This window comes from Micromonospora sp. WMMD998 (assembly GCF_029581235.1).
In the GTDB taxonomy this organism is placed as follows: domain Bacteria; phylum Actinomycetota; class Actinomycetes; order Mycobacteriales; family Micromonosporaceae; genus Micromonospora.
The window spans coordinates 5,107,858-5,127,597 of sequence record NZ_CP120740.1 but is presented as its reverse complement, the minus strand read 5'-3'; the positions used below and the strand labels follow the sequence as shown (position 1 = coordinate 5,127,597).

The window sequence follows — 19,740 nt, the reverse complement described above, 5'->3', positions numbered from 1 at the left end:
GCGGGCGAACTCAGTTGACCTCGCCGCGGACGATCGCCACCGCCACCCGGCAGAACTCGTCCATGTCCGGCGTGAACCCGGCGGCGATGTCCGGGTGCAGGCCGGAGCGGGTCTCGTCGAGCAGCCGACGGCAGACGTCCTCCACGGGCTCGCCCGCATAGCTGGCGCGCACCCGCTCGGTGGCCGCCTGCAGGGCCGAGGTCAGCTGATCCTCAAGCGGGCCGCGCAGCTTCTGCTGCACCGGATCGAGCCCGCTCGGATCGAGCGTGACATGTGGCTCCGACATCGGCGCTCCCTTCGTCGGCGTGCGCGGTACCCCACCGCGAACGTCGGTCAAACCATCGTGGGTACGGCCGCCACCCGGACCAGGTACGAGAATTCCTCCGCCGGTTCCTCCGCGTACGACAGCCGGCGGATCTGCCGGTCGTCGGACCAGAGGGCGACGTCGACGAGCACCCCGAGGTGGGCGAGGCCGATGTTCGCCACCCGCTTCTTGTCCTGGAGCACCGCGCAGACGCCGCCGAGCAGGGTGCTGGCGTCGGAGGTGCGGTGCCCGGGCGGGCACCGCAGGGTCAGGTCCACCTCGACCGGCCCGGCGAGCGGGGTCCACCCGGTGCGCTGGGCCGCCGTGCAGGCGGCCTGGAGCAGGGTGCGGACCCTCGTCGCCTGCCGGTGCCCGGCGGCGAAGATGGACAGGGCCTCGGTCTTGACCGGGGGCAGGCCGCTCACCTCGAACGTCAGGGTGAGAACGCGGGTATCCTGCACGACGGCACCTCCTCTGGGGAGAATCCTGCCCAACCGGTACGCGCGCAGGCGGAGGTTCCGGGGAGAACCAACCGATCGAGCGGGCTGTGGGGGACAGCCGGCGGCGTATCGACATCGGCGGCGACGCGCTGGCCACGGAGTGAGGGAAACGCTAGTCCAGTCCGTTGACGCTGGGTAGTCTCACTGTTCACCTGATGGGACGACGCTCACGCCGCCTCTCCGGCGTGCCGGGCCAGGTACTCGTCGATCGCCCTGCGGATCAGGCCGGAACGGCCACCCTTGTCGTTGCCGGCAAGTTCGTCGAGCCGCCGGACGATCGTCGAGGGAAGCCTGACGCCGGTCACCACCATCGGCACGGTCTCCGGCGCGGGCGCCGGCCCGAGGTCGGGCCCGCGGGTCGCGTCCCGCAGCAGCACGGAGATGTCGCCGCCCCGGTCGAAATAGGCCACCAACTCCTCGCGGCTCATCATCCGCGGATCACGGTCAGCGCTCATCGCGTTCCCTCCATCCACTGCTTGACTTCATCGGGGGTGGCCAACCGCACGGCGAGGATCCCGTAGCTGTTGACCTTTCCGATCCGCTCGCAGAGAACCATGATCACTCGGGCGGTGTCCGCCAAGCCGGCCACGGCCAGCAGCAAGGTACCGATGTGGTTCTCGATTCGTTGCGGTGAGTAGAGCGCCTCGACCGCGTAAAACGCCAGTCGTCAGCGGCGGGCGCGCTTGAGTTCGTGGAAGGTGTCCAGGCGCATCAGCGGCAGCATCGAGTCCCAGATCGTCAGCGCGTCCTCGGTGCCGGGGACCTCGGTGATGATCGGGCCGTGGATGCCCCGGGAGGCGTCCGGCACCATCAGCACCGGCGAGCCGATGTCCGGTCCGGCCGAGCCGTACGCCAGGGCGTGCGACTCGTGCACCGCGGCGTCCCAGCGTTCGTCGTCGAGCGCCGGCGCCGCGTCCGCCAGCCCGGCCGCCTCCACCGCCGCCGCGACGATCGTGTCGCCGAGCGGGTTGCCGGCGTCGTGGCTGCGCGCCCCCACCTCGGTGTAGAGGCGGCCCGCGTCGTCGTGCCGGCCCTGCGCGCGCAGCGCCTCCACCAGCCGCAGCACGCGGTGGGAGGCGGCCATCGGCTCGGCGAACTCCGGGGAGACCTGACCGTCGTTGAGGATGGCCAGGCTGAACGCCCGCCACTGCACGCGCAGCCCGCGCGCCTGCGCGACCGCGACGAGCCAGCGGGAGGTGCGCCAGGTCCAGGGGCAGACGGGGTCGAAGAAGAAGGTGGCGTCCATCGCCCCAACCTAGGCGCGGTCGCGCCGGCGCGCAGGGCGGCGTGACCGTCACGTGACCGTGATGTTTCGCGTCGTGGCGGGTCGGGCACGTTCAGCCGCACGAAACGCCCGAGGCGTCGGGCGCACGGGCCGGTGCCTCGCCGTCTCGCCGTGCGCCGGGGCGCGGGTGATCTCCCCGGCTCTCGCCGAAGAGAGGGGGAGGGTGATGACGACAGTCCCCGACACGGCCGCGCGCCGGCCGGCGGTACGCGCGGCGGCGGCAGTCGCGGCGCTCGCGCTCGTGGCGCCGCTGGCCGCCTGCGGGTCCGGCGGCGACGGTGGCCCGCCGACGATCAACCTGTACTACCCGCCCGAGCAGAACCTGCAGAAGGTGGTCGACGACTGCAACACGCAGGCCCAGGGGCGGTACCGGATCAGCTACCGGGTGCTGCCGCGTCAGGCCGACGAGCAGCGGGTGCAGATGGTGCGGCGGCTCGCCGCGCAGGACTCCGGCATGGACGTGCTCGGCCTGGACGTGACCTGGACCCAGGAGTTCGCCAGCGCCGAGTGGATCCGGGAGTGGACCGGGCAGGACAAGGCCGAGGCGGAGCAGGGGACGCTCCCCGGCCCGCTGGACACCGCCCGGTACGAGGACAAGCTCTATGCCGCGCCGAAGCACACCAACGTGCAACTGCTGTGGTACCGCGCCGACCTGGTGTCCGAGCCGCCGAAGACCTGGGACGAGATGATCTCGGCGGCCCAGCGGCTGAAGGAGCAGGACAAGCCCTACCGGGTGCTCACCATGGGCGCCCAGTACGAGGGCCTGGTGGTGCTCTACAACACGCTGGCCGAGAGCGCCGGCGGCAGGATCCTCAGCGACGACGGCAAGAAGGCGGTGATGGACGCCGGCACCGTGCGCGCGCTGGAACAGCTCAAGACGTTCGCCACGTCGGGCGTGACGTCGCCGTCGTTCAGCAACGCGGTCGAGGACCCGGTGCGGCTGGAGTTCCAGTCCGGCGGCGGCGCGTTCCAGGTGAACTGGCCGTTCGTCTACCCGGCGATGCAGGAGGCCAGCCCGGAGTTGGCCAAGGACGTCAAGTGGGCGCGGGTGCCCGGCATCGACGCGAACACCCCGAGCAAGGTCACCATCGGCGGGATCAACCTGGCGGTGAGCACCTACTCGAAGCACCCGAGGGAGGCGTTCGAGGCGGCCCGGTGCCTGCGCGACGCGGAGCACCAGAAGTTCTCCGCGGTCAACGACGGCGTGCCGCCGACCATCGAGTCGGTCTTCGACGACCCGGAGATGACCGAGGCGTACCCGATGAAGGAAACCATCCTGGAGGAGCTGAAGGAGCCGGCGGTGCGTCCGCTGACCCCCGCCTACCAGAGCATCTCCACGGTGATGTCGGCGATCCTGTCGCCGCCGTCGGGGATCGACCCCGAGAAGACCGCGGACGAGCTGCGCAAGGCGATCGCCGACGCGCTGGAGTCGAAGGGGGTGTTGCCGTGAGCGTGAACGCCACTCCGGCCGGCGCGGAGTCCGCCGCCGAGGCCGAGGAGTCGACCGGCCGGCACGCCGCGGTCCCCGCCCAACGGGCCCGCCGTGGCTCCGGCGCCCCGCTGAGCGACAACAAGCGCGCCGAGCGCCGCCTCGGCTGGCTGCTGTGCGCGCCCGCCGCGCTGGTCATGGTGCTGGTCACCGCGTACCCGATCCTGTATTCGATCTGGCTCTCGCTGCAACGGTTCGACCTGCGCTTCCCCGACGAGCGGCGGTTCGTCGGGCTGGACAACTACGTCACCGTGCTGAGCAACCAGTTCTGGTGGACCGCGTTCGGGGTGACCGTACTGATCACGGTGGTGACCGTCGCGGTCGAGCTGGTGCTCGGCATGGGCCTGGCGCTGATCATGCACCGGACGCTCGTCGGCCGGGGCATCGTGCGCACCGCGGCGCTGATTCCGTACGGCATCGTCACCGTGGTCGCGGCGTTCTCCTGGCGGTACGCCTGGACGCCCGGCACCGGCTATCTGGCGAACCTGTTCGACGGCAGCGCGCCGCTCACCGAACGGGCCAGCTCGCTGGCGATCATCATGCTGGCGGAGATCTGGAAGACCACCCCGTTCATGGCGTTGCTGCTGATGGCCGGGCTGGCGCTGGTGCCGGAGGACCTGCTCAAGGCGGCCTCCACCGACGGGGCGACGGCGTGGCAGCGGTTCACCAAGGTGATGCTGCCGGTGATGAAGCCGGCGATCCTGGTCGCGCTGCTGTTCCGCACGCTCGACGCGTTCCGGGTCTTCGACAACATCTTCGTGCTCACCAACGGCGGCAACGAGACCTCGTCGGTGTCGATGCTCGCCTACAACAACCTGATCCGGGGCTTGAACCTCGGCATCGGCTCCACGATGTCGGTGCTCATCTTCATCACCGTGGCGATCATCGCCTTCGTCTTCGTGAAGCTGTTCGGCACCGCTGCCCCCGGCAGCGACGATGGGGAGAGGCGCTGACATGGCCGTGGAAACCACCACACGGGCGAGGCTGCGCTGGGGCGTGTTGGACGTCGTGGTCGTCGTCTTCGCCCTCGTCCCGGTGCTCTGGATCGCCTCGCTGTCGTTCAAGACCCCGGCCACGCTCACCGACGGCAAGTTCTGGCCGCGGGAGTGGACGCTCGACAACTACCGGACGATCTTCGACACCGACCAGTTCGTCCGGGCCCTGATCAACTCGATCGGCATCGCGCTGATCGCCACCGCGATCGCGGTGGTGCTCGGCACGATGGCCGCGTACGCGATCTCCCGGCTGGACTTCCCGGGTAAGAAGCTGCTGGTCGGGGTCTCCCTGCTGATCGCGATGTTTCCCCAGGTGTCGCTGGTGTCGCCGCTGTTCGAGATCGAGCGGCAGCTCGGCCTCTTCGACACCTGGCCGGGCCTGATCCTGCCGTACATCACGTTCGCGCTGCCGTTGGCCATCTACACGCTGTCGGCGTTCTTCAAGCAGATCCCGTGGGACCTGGAGAAGGCCGCGAAGATGGACGGCGCGACCCAGGGCCAGGCGTTCCGGCGGGTGATCGCCCCGCTGGCCGCGCCGGGCGTGTTCACCACGGCCATCCTGGTCTTCATCTTCTGCTGGAACGACTTCCTGTTCGCGATCACGCTCACCTCGACCGAGCGCTCCCGCACGGTCCCGGTGGCGTTGCAGTTCTTCACCGGCGAGTCGCAGTTCGAGGACCCGACCGGGGCGATCTGCGCCGCCGCGGTGGTGATCACCGTACCGATCATCCTGTTCGTGCTCTTCTTCCAGCGCCGCATCGTCTCCGGCCTGACCTCCGGCGCAGTCAAGGGATAGGTGGTAACAGTGGCTGACATCGTGCTGGACAAGGTGAGCAAGCGGTTCCCGGACGGGACCACCGCCGTGCAGGACGTCGACCTGGAGATCGCCGACGGTGAGTTCGTCATCCTCGTCGGCCCGTCGGGCTGCGGGAAGTCCACCACCCTCAACATGATCGCCGGGCTGGAGGACATCAGCGCCGGTGAGCTGCGTATCGCGGGGGAGCGGGTCAACGACAAGGCGCCCCGGGACCGGGACATCGCCATGGTCTTCCAGTCGTACGCGCTCTATCCGAACATGACGGTGCGGGAGAACATGGCCTTCCCGCTGCGGCTGGCGAAGATGGACAAGGAAACCATCAACCAGAAGGTGGACGAGGCCGCCAAGGTGCTGGAGCTGACCGCGCTGCTGGACCGCAAGCCGGCCAACCTGTCCGGCGGCCAGCGGCAGCGGGTGGCGATGGGGCGGGCGATCGTCCGCCAGCCCAAGGCGTTCCTGATGGACGAGCCGCTGTCCAACCTGGACGCCAAGCTGCGGGTGCAGATGCGCACGGTGGTGTCCCGGTTGCAGAAGCAGCTCGGCACCACCACCGTCTACGTCACCCACGACCAGACCGAGGCGATGACGCTCGGCGACCGGGTGGTCATCATGCGCGGCGGCGCGGTGCAGCAGGTCGGCCCGCCGCAGGAGCTGTACGACCACCCGCGCAACCTCTTCGTCGCCGGGTTCATCGGCTCGCCGTCGATGAACTTCCTGCATGCCAAGGTGGAGGAGGGGAAGCTGCGGACCGCGCTGGGCGACGTGCCGATCGGCGAGCGGATCCGCCGCGAGTTGGAGGCCGGCGACGCGCCGCGCGAGCTGATTCTCGGCGTCCGCCCGGAGCACTTCGAGGACGCCGCGCTCATCGACGACGACACCCGTCGCCGGGGCGTGGAGTTCGAGGCGCCTGTCGACATCGTCGAGTCGATGGGCTCGGACAAGTACGTCTACTTCACCGTCGAGGGGGAGCGGGCCACCGCCGCCGAGTTGGAGGAGTTGGCCGCCGACGCGGGGGCCGCCGACTTCGCCGGTGGCGGGTCCAGCCTGGTCACCCGGCTGTCGGCGGAGTCGCCGGCGCGGGAGGGCGAGTCGCGCCGGGTGTGGTTCAACCTGGAGAAGATCCACCTGTTCGACCCGGGCAGTGGCCGCAACCTGACCCTGCACGAGGGGCGGTCGGCCGGCGCGCTCGCCGACTGAGCGCAGCCGCACGACGGGGCCGGTGGCCGGACGGCCGCCGGCCCCACCGTGTCACCAGGAGTGACGCAGCTCCAGCCCGAGGAAGCGGGCGTAACCGGCCAGCGCCGCGTCGACCCGGGCGCGCAGCCCGGCGTCGAACGGCACGAGCTGCCGCACGGTCACCGTCACCGCCTTCGCCGTGAGCGTCCGCTTCCAGGTGCCGACCACCCGGCCGCCGCGCACCACCGTGGCCTGGAACATCCCGTTGTTGCCGGGCACCACGGCGGCGGCGTGCGCCGGGTCGAGCATCAGCGAACGGTCCTTGAAGCCCAGCAGGTATTCGTCGAAGCCGGGCAGCATGTGCAGGTCGTCGACGGGGGCACGGGGCGCGTCGAGCAGCGCGGCGTCGACGAGCGCCGGCTCGTCGTCGACCTCGACCGGGGCGAGCAGGTCACCGGCCAGGGTGAGGGCCCGGCTCGCGTCGGTGACGGTCAGCCCGCTCCACCGGGCCAGCTCGTGCCGGGTCACCGGCCCGTGGCCGCGCACGTAGCGGTGGGCCAGGATCGCCAGGGCCTCGTCGCGCTCCGGGCGGTGCGGGTCGGGCACCCATTCGTCGAGCAGCGCGAACGTCTGCTCGTTGCGCACCTGCGGGGCGATGCAGGTGATGCCGCGCTGGCTGGCGTACCAGAGCAGGTGGTAGCCGCGCTGGCCGGCGGTGTCCAGCCCGGCGGCCCGCAGCGCGGCCAGGCACTCGGCGCGGGTGAGCCGACCGCCGCCGCTCAGCGCCGCGCCGAGCACGTCACCGGCGCGGTCACCGTCGGTGAGGGTGAGCCCGAGCTGCCGCCACCTGGCGGCCAACCCGCCCAGCGCGCGGACCCCGGTCACGGCGAGCATCCAGTGCGCGTCCCGCGGCGGCACCAGGTGCACCGTGCCCCGCATCGGCCAGGTCCGCAGCGCCTCGCGTCGTTCCAGCGCCGCGTGGACGTCGCCCCGGGTGCGGCCGGGCAGGCGTACGCCGAGCGACCACAGCCCGCTTGCCGCGTCCTGCGACTGCATGGCGCCGAACCACTCCACCACGTCGGACACGCTCCGCGGCCGGGCGGCCGGGTGCGGACGCAGCAGCAGGCTGGTCATGCGGAGCGCGAGGGCCTCTGCACGATCGAGGCGTACGGTCACGGCGGCCTCCCGTCAGCGGCTGGACGGTCAGCATAGGGCCGGACGCCGACAGTGCCGGGCGGGAGCGACCCCTGATCGCGCTACGCCGGCGCCGATGCCGACGGAGCGCGATCCCCCGTTCAGGTTCCCGGCGCAGGGGCGGCGGCGATCGGCCGGCGCCGGTGTGAACAGGATCCTCGGTGCGCGCGGTCGGGCGAGCGGTTGCCGGCCGAACTTGCGCAAATCTTGAGCGGCGTTTGTGCCGGCAACTAACGGGTAGTCGCCGGAGCCTGCCCCGATTCGAGGAGGAGAACGTCTGATGGATGGCCAGGTCAAGGTCGCGGTGATCTACTACAGCGCGACCGGTATCACCTACCAGATGGCGCAGTCGGCGGTCGAGGCGGCGGGGGAGGCCGGCGCCGAGGTCCGCCTGCGCAAGGTGCGTGAGCTGGCGCCCGACGAGGCGATCCGCTCCAACTCGGGCTGGCAGGCGCACCGGTTGGAGACGCAGGACGTGATGGAGGCCGAACCGGACGACCTGTCCTGGGCCGACGTCGTGATGATGGGATCGCCCACCCGGTACGGCATGATCGCCGCGCAGCTCAAGCAGTTCATCGACACCACCGGCCCGCTGTGGGCCAACGGTCTGCTGGCCGACAAGGTCTACACCGGATTCACCTCGACCGCGACCTCGCACGGCGGCCAGGAGGCCACGCTGCTGTCGCTGTACACGGTCTTCTACCACTGGGGCGGCATCGTGGTGACCCCCGGCTACACCGACCCCAGCCAGTTCGTCGCCGGCAACCCGTACGGCGCGTCGCACACGAGCAACAACGGCGAGATCGCCCCGGACCACGTCGCGTTGGCCGCCACCGCGCTGACCGCGAAGCGGGCGGTGCTGACGGGCGCGGCGCTCAAGCGGGGCATGGTCGGCTGACGCGGCCGGCGCGGAAGCCGATCAGGGCCGCCGCCCACGCCGGGTAGGTTGACCGGCGATGGACATTCTCGCTCTGGACCTGGGCACCTCCTCGGTACGCGCGCTGGTGCTGGACGCGGACGCGGTGCCGCGCCCGGGTGCGCTGGCCCGGCGGAAGGTGCGCCTGCTCACCGGCGACGACGGCACCGGGACGCTTGACGGCCCCGGCTACCTGGCATGCCTGGTGGAGTGCCTGGACGAGTTGGCCGCCGGCGGGCACCTGCGGCAGGTCGGGCTGGTGGCGACGTCCGGGCAGTGGCACTCGGTGCTGCCGCTGGCCCCCGACGGCACCCCGTCCGGCCCGGTGCTGACCTGGCTGGACACCCGGGCGGCGCCGCCCACCGGCGCGGTCGGCCCGGCCGACCCGGACGACTACCACCGGCGGACCGGCACCTGGTGGCACCGCTGCTACTGGTCGGTGCGGCTGCCCTGGATGCGGGAGCGCGGCGGCGACGCGGCGGCCCGCTTCGTCGGCCTGGCCGAGTACGTCCTCGGCGCGCTGCTCGACGACGCGCCGATGTCGGCGTCGCTGGCCTCCGGCACCGGGCTGCTCGACCTGCGTCGCCTCGACTGGGACGCGGAGGCGTTGGCGCTTGCCGGTCTGTCCCTGCGGCGGCTGCCGCCGCTGGCGCCGGAGGGCTGGCACGGCCGGCTGAACGCCGAACACGCCCGGCGCTGGCCGGCGCTCGCCGACGCGCGGTGGGCGGCGCCGGTCGGCGACGGGGCCGCGTCGAACGTGGGCTCCGGCTGCGTCGACGAGTCCCGGGCCGCGATCACCGTCGGCACCTCCGCCGCGGTCCGTGTGATCCAGGCGGTTCCGGCCGGCGCGGAGTTGCCGCCGCTGCCCCACCAGCTCTGGCGCTATCGGGTCGACCACGACCACGTGGTCACCGGGGCGGCGTATTCCAACGGCGGGAACCTGTTCGCGTGGGCCGCCCGCGAGTTGCGGCTGCCGAAGGACGCGGAGCTGGAGGCCGCGCTGCGCCGGGCGAGCGCCTCCCGGTCGGTGCGGGCCGATCCCCGCTTCGGTGGCGACCGGCCCCCGGGCATCGCCCCGGCCGGCTCGGGCGAGCTGCGCGGGTTGGGCTTCGGCACCACCGGGGTCGACATCCTGGCCGGGCTGATGGACGGGCTGTGCCGGCTCGTCGCCGACGACCTGGCGCTGCTCGAAGCCGGCGTCGGCGACCCGATGGAGGTGGTGCTCGGCGGCGGGGCGCTGGCCGCCTCGCCGTGGTGGCGCGCGGCCTTCGCCGACGCGCTCGTCCCGCGTACGGTGCGGTGGCAACGGAACCCGGAGATCGGGGCGACCGGGGCCGCTCTGGTGGCGCTCGGCCGGGTGCCGGAGGCGGCCGACATCGGCGGCGTCGGCCGCACCGACGAGGACGCCGCGGCGGACGGGTAAACGCTGACCGTCCTGCTCATGCCGTCCGGGCGGCCGTTGACACCGCCCGCTGGCCTGGTTGGATGGAGCCGCTCCCCGACGTGGTGGAGCGGACCGAGGAGGCGAGTGTGGGCGCAGGTCCCGACCCGGCCCGCGGCGCGGCCCCGGCGCCGCACCGGCGGCGCTCGGGGTTCCGGCTGCGGGACTGGCGGATGGGGACCAAACTGGCCACCGTGCTGGTGATCCCGACGCTGGCGTTCCTGGTTCTGGCCGGCGTGCAGACCCGGAGTCTGGTGGGTAGGACCACCACATTGAGCGACTTCGCCGGGCAGGTCGGCATCGGTCGCCAGGTCACCACCGTGATCGACCGGCTCCAGCAGGAGCGGGACCGCTCCGCCGGCGAGTTGGCCGCGCTGCGCCGGGCCGGCGCGCGCGCCGACCGGGATGCCGCGGTGGTCGCGCTACGGCCGTTCCAGGAGGCCACCGACCGGGCGGTGGACGAGCTACGGACCGCTGCCGCGCCGCTGGCCGACGCCGACGCCGCCTGGCGGATCTCCTACTCCGAGGCGCTGGAGGCGTACGACCAGGTGGTGGGCATCCGGGCGGCGGTGCCAGCCGTGTTGCTCTCCAGCGACACCATCCTCAGCAACTACCACCGCTCCGTCGCGGCGCTGATCAGCCTCCTCGCCGAGCCGTCGCCCGGCGGCGGCCGGCAGGAGCTGACCGAGGCGGTGCTGCGGTACGTGCAGTTGGCCCGGGTCAAGGAGCTGTCCTCGCGGATCCGCGGCGAGCTCTACGCCGTCGCCCGCTCCGGCCGGTACACCTCGGACAACCAGGTGACCCTGAGCGACCTGCGGGCCCAGCAGCTCACCGCGCTCGGCGCGTTCCGGGTGGCGGCCACCGACGAGCAGGTCCGCCGCTACGACCGGACGTCGGTGGACCCGGCGTTCGTCGCGGCCACCCGGTTGGAGGAGCGGGCCCTGCCGGTCGGCGACGCGAAGCCGGTGCTGCCGTCCGCGCCGCAGTGGTGGGCGGCCACCGAGCAGCGGCAGGCGCTGTTCGGCCAGATCGAGGGCGAGATCGTCGACGACGCGGTGGGCCGGGCCGACGACGCGAGCGCCCGGCAGTTGCGCGAGACGCTGCTGGTGGCCGGCGGCATCGTGACGGTGCTCCTGGTGGCGGTGCTCATCTCGCTGCTGGTGGGCCGGTCGGTGGCCCGCGCCATGCGCCAACTGCGCGGCCAGGCGCTGCGCATCGCGCAGGTGGAGTTGCCGATGACGCTGGAGCGGCTGCGCGCGGTGGACCGGCCGGTGGGCACGATCGCCGTACCCCCGGCGGTGATCAATTCGCAGGACGAGATCGGCGAGCTGGCGGAGGCGTTCGTGGCGGTGCACCGCAGCGCCGTCGGCGTCGCGGTCGAGCAGGCGACGATGCGCCAGAACGTCAACGCCATGTTCGTCAACCTGGCCCGGCGCAGCCAGGTGCTCGTCGAGCGGCAGTTGGAGCTTCTCGACGACCTGGAACGCGAGGAGAGCGACCCGGACCAGTTGGAGAACCTGTTCAAGCTGGACCACCTCGCGGCCCGGATGCGCCGTAACGACGAGAGCCTGCTGGTGCTCGCCGGCACCGAGTCCACCCGGCGGTGGAACCGCCCGGTGGGGCTGGGCGCGGTGCTGCTCGCGGCCAGCGCGGAGATCGAGCAATATCAGCGGATACGCCACGAGAGCCGCGCCGACCTGCACGTGGTGGGGCACGCCGTGGGCGACCTGGTGCACCTGTTCGCGGAGCTGCTGGAGAACGCCACCACCTTCTCCCGCCCGGAGACGGCGGTGCGGGTGGTGGTCCGGGCGGACGGTCCGGGTGCGCTGGTGGAGATCATCGACCAGGGGATCGGCATGGGCCCGGCCGCGCTCGCCGAGGCGAACGCGGTGCTGGCCGAGCCGCCGGCGGCCGACGTGGGCGTCTCCGAGCGGATGGGCCTGTTCGTGGTGAGCCACCTGGGCGCCCGGCACGGGGTGTGGGTGCAGTTACGTCCCGGCCGGGAGGGCCTGGTCACCCGGGTCCGGATCCCGTCCGGCCTGCTGGCGGAGGCGTTCGCGCCGGACCTGGACCCGGCGATGCCGGCGCGGACGCTGCCCGACCGGGTGGCCGCGGGGTCCCGGGGGCTCGGCGTGGCCACCGCCGAGCTGCCGGTGGCCGGCCGGCACCCGGCCCGGCCGCAGCCGGCCCCGCCGCAGATGACGCCGGCGCTGCCGGTGTCGCCACTGACCGGCCGGCCGCTCGGCGACGCGACGGAGGCCGCGCCGACCGGCCCGACCGTGCCCGCCGGTGCGCCCGGCGCCGTTCCGCGTCCCCGACCGGCGGCCGGTCGGGCCGAGCACGTGCTCGCCCCGGTCGCCGGCCCGTCCGCCGGTGGCGGCTGGTTCTCCCGGCAGGGGCCCACGTCGTCGGTGCTCGGTGTGACGCCCCCGCCGGCACGGACGCCGGTGACCGGCGGGACGAACGAACGCGGCCTGCCGGTGCGCGTGCCGATGGCCCAGCTCGCCGCCGTCTCGCCGGCGGACCGGCCGCACCGGGCGGTGGTGCGGCACGAACCGGACCCGGAGGCGGTCGGCGGCATGCTCTCCCGCTTCTACGGCGGCGTGCGGCGGGCCGAGACCGAGGAGACCACCGTGATGTACCTGCCGCGCGACGAAGGGGAACGACAGTGACGACGTTGAGCCAGGAAGCACGGGACCTGAGCTGGCTGGTGAATGGGTTCGCCGAGCGGGTTCCCGGTGTGGCGCACGCCGTGGTGGTGTCCTCCGACGGGCTGCTGGTGGCGATCTCCGCACACCTGCCCCGCGACCACGCCGACAAGCTGGCCGCGGTCACCTCGGGCCTGATGAGCATCACCGCGGGCGCGGCCCAGATGTTCGACGGCGACATCGTCAAGCAGACCGTGGTCGAGATGGGTCGGGGTTACTTCCTGGTCATGCAGATCCGGGACGGCTCGATCCTGGCCACGCTCGCCGCCGCGGACGCCGACATCGGCGTGGTCGGCTACGAGATGGCGCGGCTGGCCAAGCAGGCCGGCGAAATGCTCACCCCGGCGCTGCGGGCCGAACTGCAACAGGCGCTGCCGCGCTGAGCGGGTGCCCGGCCGGCGGTGTCGCCGGCCGGGGCCGACCCTCAGAGCCCGTTGCGGTGGATCACGTCGCGGTACCAGTGGGCGCTGCGCTTGAACACCCGTCGCTGGCTCCGGTAGTCCACGTAGACCAGGCCCCAGCGCTGCTCGAAACCCTGGTCCCACTCGAAGTTGTCGAGCAGGGACCAGACGTGGTAGCTCTTCAGCGGCACCCCGTCGCGGATCGCGCGGTGCGCGGCGGCGAAGTGGTCGCGCAGGAACGAGACCCGGCCGGCGTCGTCGATGGTGCCGTCCGGTCCGGGGACGTCCGGGCAGGGCAGGCCGTTCTCGGTGACGGTGATCGGCACCGGGCCGTAGTCGCGGGTGACCCGGGTCAGGACGTCGTACATGCCCTCCGGGTAGATCTGCTGCCACTCCGCCTCGGTGGTGGGCAGCTTTTGGACCGTGCTGCCGCCGCCGGTGACGTAGATCGGGGTGTAGTACTGCACCGCGAGCAGGTCCACCGGACTGGAGATGATCTTCAGGTCGCCGTCTCGGACGGCACGGACCATCCGGCTGTCCGGGCCCAGGTCGGCCAGCACGTCCTGCGGGTACGCGCCCTTGAAGATGGAGTCGAGATAGAGGCGGTTCTCGTAGCCGTCGTAGAGGCGGGTCGCGGTGGCGGCCTCGGCGGTGTCGTCGGCGGGATAGCAGGGGTGCAGGTTGAGCGCCGGGCCGATGCGTCCGGACACCCCCGAGGCGCGCAGCGCCTGCACGGCGAGGCCGTGGCCGAGCTGAAGGTGGTGGGCCACCAGATAGGCCGCCGCCTCGTCCTGGTGGCCGGGCGCGTGGTGTCCCCAGATGTACCCGTTCTGCACCACGGTCTTCGGCTCGTTGATGGTCAGCCACACCGGCACCTGGTCGCCGAGGGCGCGGAACACGACGTCGGCGTAGTCGGCGAAACGTTCGGCGGTGTCGCGGTTCTCCCAGCCGCCGTCGTCCTGGAGGGCCTGGGGGAGATCCCAGTGGAACAGGGTGGCCATCGGCGCGATGCCCCGCTCGTGCAGGCCGTCCACCAGCCGGCGGTAGAAGTCCAGGCCGCGCTGGTTCGGGCGGCCCGAGCCGTCGGCCTGGATCCGGGGCCAGGCGATGGAGAACCGGTAGCTGCGCAGCCCCAGCTCGCGCATCAGGTCGAGGTCTTCGGCGTAGCGGTGGTAGTGGTCGGCCGCGACGTCGCCGGTGTCGCCGTTGCGGGTGCGCCCCGGGGTGTGGCTGAAGGTGTCCCAGACGGACTCACCCCGCCCGTCCTCCTTGGCGGCCCCCTCGATCTGGTACGCCGAGGTCGCCGCGCCCCAGCCGAAGTCGGGCGGAAAACGCAGTCCCGCGTCCGACTCCTGGTCGGTGCGGCGCTCGGGCGACGAGTCGCAGCCGCCGAGGGCGGTGGCGGAGGCCGCGATCCCGGCCGCGGTGGCGCCGACGAGCCCGGTCCGGACCGCGCCGGCGGCGGTCGCGGACAGGGCGGCGCGGCGGAGCAGGCGCCGTCGGGTGAGTAACGACATGAGGTCTCTCCTCGGAGTGACGGGCCGCCCGAGGGCCGGGAGCGCTCCCAGCATAGGCCGGAGGCGGCCGGCCTCGATCCGGCGGTCGCGGCGCATGGCGCGGCGCGGCCGGCGGGCGGCCGGAGTTGGTGGGCGGGTGTCGCTCGGGGGGCTGGGGCGAGCGGCGAGGTGGGGCAGATAGCGAGAAAGGCCGTCCGGGTGGCGTCACACGCCTGTCCCGTCGGCCTCTTTTGCCGTCGACAACGGGGGTTTAGTGTGGGGACGGGGGAGGGCAACCCCCGTCCCCACCGAGATGCACACACACACGACATGGAATTGGCGTCCGTCGTGCGTGTCGCGCGGGAGCCGGGCCACGCGAGTGGCTCTGGTTCCACCTCCCTCCGTCTGGCGGGTGATGGCCGGCGGCGGCGTCCGGGCTGGTATCGCCGTCGGCCACTGGGCCGATACGCCGGGAACGGGTGTCCCCGGCTATTCAGTACTTACAATCTCCGTCGATGGAAGCGCTCCCATCGGCGATGCTGCGACTGTAACGCCCGTCACGGCTTTGTGAAAGCCCCTAAACGAGATCGAAACATGGAAGTGGGCGTCCGCCCTGGCCATTGTGGTGGGAGCGCTTCCATGGCAGACTTTCGATACGCGACGCGGAGCCAGCTCGCGCGAGCACGGGCCGCCGAGGGCACCCGGTGACAAACCGGTGCGGCGCCCCGATCCCCGGCACGGCCGGGACGACCACCTTTCCGGACGCCTCCGTCCCCCCGCGTACGCCTGTCGGCGCGTGGAGGCGCCCAGCCGGGACCCGAGAGTCCCGGCCCGGTCCGAGGAGACACCGCCCAGATGAGACTCATGGCCAGGCGTCGCCGCATAGCGATGCTCGCCGCCACCGCCCTCGCCATCGGTGGGGTGAGCCTGCCCGCGAGCGCCGCGCAGGCCGCCCCCGCCTGCGACGTGACCTACGCGACCAGCGACTGGAGCACCGGCTTCACCGCCAACGTCACCATCAAGAACCTGGGTGACGCGCTGAACAACTGGTCGCTGAAGTTCGCCTTCCCGAACAGCAGCCAGCGGGTGACCCAGGGCTGGTCCGCCAAGTGGAGCCAGTCCGGCAGCGACGTGACCGCGACGAACGAGTCGTGGAACGGCAGCCTGCCCAGCGGCGCCTCCACGAACATCGGCTTCAACGGCTCGTTCAGCGGCAGCAACCCGAAGCCCACCTCGTTCACGCTCAACGGCGTCGCCTGCAACGGCGCCTCCACCAACCAGCCGCCGACGGTCTCCCTCGGCGTGCCGGCCGGCCCGTTCACCGCCCCGGCGGACGTGCCGCTCACGGCGACCGCCAGCGACCCCGACGGCACCATCAGCAAGGTCGAGTTCTACCGCAACGGGATGCTCGTCAACACCGACACCACCGCCCCGTACGGCTACGACCTGCAGGGCCTTCCCGCCGGCAGCTACACCGTGCAGGCCAAGGCGTACGACAACGCCGGCGGTACCGCGACCGCGGAGAAGTCGTTCACGGTCGGCGCGGCCACCGGGCCGAAGCTGGTCGCCACGCCGTCGGCGGTGAGCGTCGACGAGGGCGGCAGCGCCACGGTCCGGTACACGCTCAGCGCGGCGCCCAGCGGCAACGTCCCGGTGACCCTCGCCGTCACCGGTGACAGCGACATCACCGTCTCGCCGTCGACGCTGACGCTCACCCCGAGCAACTGGAGCACCGGCGTCACCGCCACCGTCTCCGCCGCGGAGGACGCCGACACGGTCAGTGGCACTGCCACCATCGCCGCGTCGGCCACCGGCGTCGCTTCGGTCTCGGTCGTCGCCACGGAGGTCGACAACGACAGCCCGGGCGGTGACAACGCCTACATCAAGAAGTTCCTCGACCAGTACGGCAAGATCAAGAACTCGGGCTACTTCAGCCCCGAGGGCGTGCCGTACCACTCGATCGAGACGCTCATCGTCGAGGCGCCCGACCACGGGCACGAGACCACCTCGGAGGCGTTCAGCTTCTGGATCTGGCTGGAGGCCCAGTACGGCCGGATCACCCAGAACTGGAGCCCGTTCAACAACTCCTGGACGGTGATGGAGAAGTACATCATCCCGTCGCACGCCGACCAGCCCACCGCGGGCGCTCCCGGCACCCCGCAGTACGCGGCCGAGCACAACCTGCCCAGCCAGTACCCGTCCGCCCTGGAGGCGAGCGTCCCGGTCGGCCAGGACCCGCTGCGCTCGGAGTTGCAGTCCACCTACGGCACCGGCGACATCTACGGCATGCACTGGCTGATGGACGTCGACAACACCTACGGCTTCGGTCGCTGCGGCGACGGCACCACCAAGCCGGCCTACATCAACACGTTCCAGCGGGGCACCCAGGAGTCGGTGTGGGAGACCGTGCCGCAGCCGTCCTGCGACACGTTCAAGCACGGCGGCCCGAACGGCTACCTCGACCTGTTCGTCAAGGAGTCCAGCGCCCCGGCCAAGCAGTGGAAGTACACGAACGCGCCGGACGCCGACGCGCGTGCCGTCCAGGCCGCCTACTGGGCGCTGACCTGGGCCAAGGCGCAGGGCAAGGAGGCCGACGTCGCGGCCACCGTGGCGAAGGCCGCCAAGATGGGCGACTACCTGCGCTACGCGCTGTTCGACAAGTACTTCAAGAAGATCGGCAACTGCGTGGGCGCGTCGTCCTGCCCGGCCGCCAGCGGCCGTGACTCGGCGCACTACCTGCTCTCCTGGTACTACGCCTGGGGTGGCGCGTACGACACGTCGCAGAACTGGTCGTGGCGGATCGGCTCCAGCCACAGCCACTTCGGCTACCAGAACCCGTTCGCGGCCTGGGCGATGACGAACATCTCGGAGCTGAAGCCGAAGTCGCCGACCGCGGTCTCCGACTGGCAGAAGAGCATGGACCGGCAGTTGGAGTTCTACACCTGGCTGCAGTCCGCCGAGGGCGGCATCGCCGGTGGCGCCACCAACAGCTGGGACGGCAACTACGGCACCCCGCCGGCCGGCACCGCCACCTTCTACGGCATGTTCTACGACGTCGACCCGGTCTACAACGACCCGCCGTCGAACCAGTGGTTCGGCATGCAGGCGTGGTCGATGGAGCGCATCGCCGAGCTGTACCTGCAGACCGGCAACGCCAAGGCCAAGGCCCTGCTCGACAAGTGGGTGCCGTGGGCGATCGCCAACACCACCACCGGCGCCAACTGGTCCATCCCGTCGGACATGAAGTGGACCGGCCAGCCGGCCAACTGGAACCCGAGCAGCCCGCAGCCGAACACCAACCTGCACGTCGAGGTGACGGTCAAGGGCCAGGACGTCGGCGTCGCCGCGGCCTACGCCCGCACCCTCATCGCGTACGCGGCCAAGTCCGGCAACACCGCGGCGAAGACCACCGCCAAGGGTCTGCTGGACGCGCTTTCGGCCGCCGCCGACAGCAAGGGCGTCTCGATGCCGGAGACCCGTGGCGACTACAAGCGGTTCGACGACGTCTACAACGCCTCCGACGGCCAGGGTCTCTACATCCCGCCGGGCTGGACCGGGAAGATGCCGAACGGCGACGTGATCGCCCCGGGCAAGAGCTTCCTGGACATCCGGTCCTTCTACAAGAACGACCCGGAGTGGCCGAAGGTCCAGGCGTACCTGGACGGCGGAGCGGAGCCGGTCTTCAACTACCACCGGTTCTGGGCGCAGGCGGACGTCGCCATGGCGTACGCCGACTACGGCACCTACTTCCCGCAGGGATAGGTGACAACTCCTCCGTGGGCGGGTGAGGACCCGTCCACGGGGGAGGTCGACCCGGCCGATGGGGGAACGGAGCGGCCGGGCCGGCGGACGGCCTGACACCCACGGTCAGGCCGGGTGGGCCGGCCGTCCGGCCGACGCAGCGGACGGACCGGCCCACCACTCCGCGCGGGGCGACCCATGACGCGAAAAGGCACGGAAAATTCAGCGCTCCACGGGATCACATCCGTGGCGCGGACGGAGTAACGTAATTGACGGAGAGGCCGCTCCCCCCGTGGCGGCCTCTCCACTATTTTTTTCGGGACCGCCCACCCTTGCCGAGGCGCTCCGACGCGCGCCGCACCGGCCCGACCGCTAAGTTGTCCGGGTGCGGGAGACGGCAAGAGGGTGGACGGCAGTCTGGTTGGTCGTACTGGCCCTGGCCCAGACGGCCGCGTTCCTGATGGTGTGGCGCTTCGCCGTGCACACCGACCTGGGCCAGTGGCTGGACACGGTCGCGTTGACCGGCAACCAGATCGGCCAGGACCGGGTCGACGGTCCGGTGGACATCCTCCTCAACGCCATGTCGGTGGTGTCGCTGCTGGCCGCGACCGCGGTGATCGGCTTCATCGCGCTGATCCGGGGCCGCAAGGCGCTCGCCGTCACCGCGACGCTGCTGATCGCCGGCGCGAACCTCAGCACGCAGGTGCTCAAACAGTTCCTGACCCGACCGGACTTCGGCATCGACCCGGAACGGGCCGCCGCCGGCAACAGCCTGCCCAGCGGCCACACCACGGTGGCGGCCTCGGTGGCGATCGCGCTGATCCTGGTGCTGCCCCGGCAGGTGCGGGTGGCGGGCGCGTTCCTCGGCGCCGGCTACGCCGCCGCCGCCGGCGTGGCCACGCTCTCCGCCGGCTGGCACCGGCCCAGCGACGCGGTCGCCGCGTACCTGCTGGTCGGCGCCTGGGCCGCCGCCGCCGGGCTGGTGCTGCTGGTCTTCCAGCGGGAGCGGGCCGTGGTGGAGCCGGGCGACGCGCACCGGCTGGCCGCCGCCGTGCTCGGCGGTGGCGGCGCGCTGGCCCTGCTGGTCTCCGCGCTGGCACTGTCCTGGCTGGTCGACCACTCCACGGTCGCCGTCGACGCGCTCGGCCGCCGTCCGCTCTTCATCGGGTACGCCGGCAGCGCGGCCGGCATCGCCGGCACGATCGCCGTGGTGGCCGCGCTGGTCCTCGCCGTGGTGCACCGGCTGGTGCCCCGCTGGAAGGGCTGAGCGAGCCGCG

General features: G+C 72.0%; 17 protein-coding genes. 10 read left to right on the top strand and 7 right to left on the bottom strand.

Going from position 1 to position 19,740, the window contains the following annotated elements; all coding sequences use genetic code 11:
• Nucleotides 1–10 precede the first annotated feature (10 nt).
• The 5 genes from O7619_RS23090 to O7619_RS23070 all read right to left on the bottom strand — a co-directional run bounded on the left by O7619_RS23090 (nt 11) and on the right by O7619_RS23070 (nt 2,050).
• Nucleotides 11–286 (bottom strand): hypothetical protein, encoded by a 276-nt coding sequence (locus O7619_RS23090; protein ID WP_281587756.1) that lies wholly within the window; start codon nt 284–286, stop codon nt 11–13.
• A gap of 47 nt (nt 287–333) precedes the next feature.
• Nucleotides 334–765 (bottom strand): hypothetical protein, encoded by a 432-nt coding sequence (locus O7619_RS23085; protein WP_282283388.1) that lies wholly within the window; start codon nt 763–765, stop codon nt 334–336.
• Between the two features lie 206 nt (nt 766–971).
• Nucleotides 972–1,259, bottom strand: a complete 288-nt coding sequence (locus O7619_RS23080; protein WP_282283387.1) for a ribbon-helix-helix protein, CopG family — start codon at nt 1,257–1,259, stop codon at nt 972–974.
• Complete coding sequence (locus O7619_RS23075; protein WP_282283386.1) at nt 1,256–1,405, bottom strand: hypothetical protein; 150 nt, start codon at nt 1,403–1,405, stop codon at nt 1,256–1,258. The genes O7619_RS23080 and O7619_RS23075 overlap by 4 nt, the downstream gene beginning before the upstream one ends.
• A 66-nt stretch (nt 1,406–1,471) precedes the next feature.
• Nucleotides 1,472–2,050, bottom strand: a complete 579-nt coding sequence (locus tag O7619_RS23070; protein ID WP_282283385.1) for a DsbA family protein — start codon at nt 2,048–2,050, stop codon at nt 1,472–1,474.
• A gap of 205 nt (nt 2,051–2,255) precedes the next feature.
• On the opposite strand from O7619_RS23070, the gene O7619_RS23065 reads away from it, so the two are divergent.
• From O7619_RS23065 to ugpC, 4 genes are read left to right on the top strand one after another with little or no spacing between them, the layout of a single operon-like run.
• Nucleotides 2,256–3,539: an ABC transporter substrate-binding protein gene (locus tag O7619_RS23065; protein ID WP_282283384.1), complete on the top strand. Its 1,284-nt coding sequence runs from the start codon at nt 2,256–2,258 to the stop codon at nt 3,537–3,539.
• A complete protein-coding gene (locus O7619_RS23060) occupies nt 3,536–4,531 on the top strand; it encodes a sugar ABC transporter permease (RefSeq protein ID WP_282283383.1) in 996 nt (331 codons plus the stop codon). The genes O7619_RS23065 and O7619_RS23060 overlap by 4 nt, the downstream gene beginning before the upstream one ends.
• Before the next feature lies 1 nt (nt 4,532).
• On the top strand, nt 4,533–5,369 hold the full coding sequence (locus O7619_RS23055; protein ID WP_282283382.1) for a carbohydrate ABC transporter permease: 837 nt from the start codon (nt 4,533–4,535) through the stop codon (nt 5,367–5,369).
• A 9-nt stretch (nt 5,370–5,378) separates the two neighbouring features.
• Nucleotides 5,379–6,587, top strand: coding sequence for a sn-glycerol-3-phosphate ABC transporter ATP-binding protein UgpC (ugpC, locus tag O7619_RS23050; RefSeq protein WP_282283381.1), 1,209 nt, complete (start codon nt 5,379–5,381; stop codon nt 6,585–6,587).
• 51 nt (nt 6,588–6,638) lie between these two features.
• On the opposite strand, the gene O7619_RS23045 is transcribed toward ugpC, so the two are convergent.
• The gene (locus tag O7619_RS23045) at nt 6,639–7,742 is read right to left on the bottom strand and encodes a winged helix DNA-binding domain-containing protein (RefSeq protein ID WP_282283380.1); all 1,104 of its coding nucleotides are present in this window, start codon (nt 7,740–7,742) and stop codon (nt 6,639–6,641) included.
• A 298-nt stretch (nt 7,743–8,040) separates the two neighbouring features.
• Between O7619_RS23045 and wrbA the strand changes: the two genes are divergently transcribed.
• From wrbA to O7619_RS23025, 4 genes are all read left to right on the top strand, one after another.
• Nucleotides 8,041–8,658 (top strand): NAD(P)H:quinone oxidoreductase, encoded by a 618-nt coding sequence (wrbA, locus tag O7619_RS23040; protein ID WP_282283379.1) that lies wholly within the window; start codon nt 8,041–8,043, stop codon nt 8,656–8,658.
• Between the two features lie 58 nt (nt 8,659–8,716).
• Entirely contained in the window at nt 8,717–10,099 is a 1,383-nt protein-coding gene (locus tag O7619_RS23035; protein ID WP_282283378.1) for an FGGY family carbohydrate kinase, read from the top strand.
• Nucleotides 10,100–10,161: 62 nt separating this feature from the next.
• Nucleotides 10,162–12,789 (top strand): nitrate- and nitrite sensing domain-containing protein, encoded by a 2,628-nt coding sequence (locus O7619_RS23030; RefSeq protein WP_282283377.1) that lies wholly within the window; start codon nt 10,162–10,164, stop codon nt 12,787–12,789.
• Nucleotides 12,790–12,794: 5 nt separating this feature from the next.
• Nucleotides 12,795–13,208, top strand: a complete 414-nt coding sequence (locus O7619_RS23025; protein ID WP_348774333.1) for a roadblock/LC7 domain-containing protein — start codon at nt 12,795–12,797, stop codon at nt 13,206–13,208.
• Nucleotides 13,209–13,249: 41 nt separating this feature from the next.
• Here O7619_RS23025 and O7619_RS23020 read toward each other — a convergent pair whose 3' ends face one another.
• Nucleotides 13,250–14,743, bottom strand: a complete 1,494-nt coding sequence (locus O7619_RS23020) for a GH1 family beta-glucosidase (RefSeq protein WP_282283375.1) — start codon at nt 14,741–14,743, stop codon at nt 13,250–13,252.
• Between the two features lie 843 nt (nt 14,744–15,586).
• Here O7619_RS23020 and O7619_RS23015 point away from each other — a divergent pair.
• The gene (locus O7619_RS23015; protein WP_282288911.1) at nt 15,587–18,484 is read left to right on the top strand and encodes a glycoside hydrolase family 48 protein; all 2,898 of its coding nucleotides are present in this window, start codon (nt 15,587–15,589) and stop codon (nt 18,482–18,484) included.
• A gap of 364 nt (nt 18,485–18,848) precedes the next feature.
• Nucleotides 18,849–19,730, top strand: coding sequence for a phosphatase PAP2 family protein (locus O7619_RS23010; RefSeq protein WP_282283374.1), 882 nt, complete (start codon nt 18,849–18,851; stop codon nt 19,728–19,730).
• The last annotated feature ends 10 nt before the right edge of the window (nt 19,731–19,740 follow it).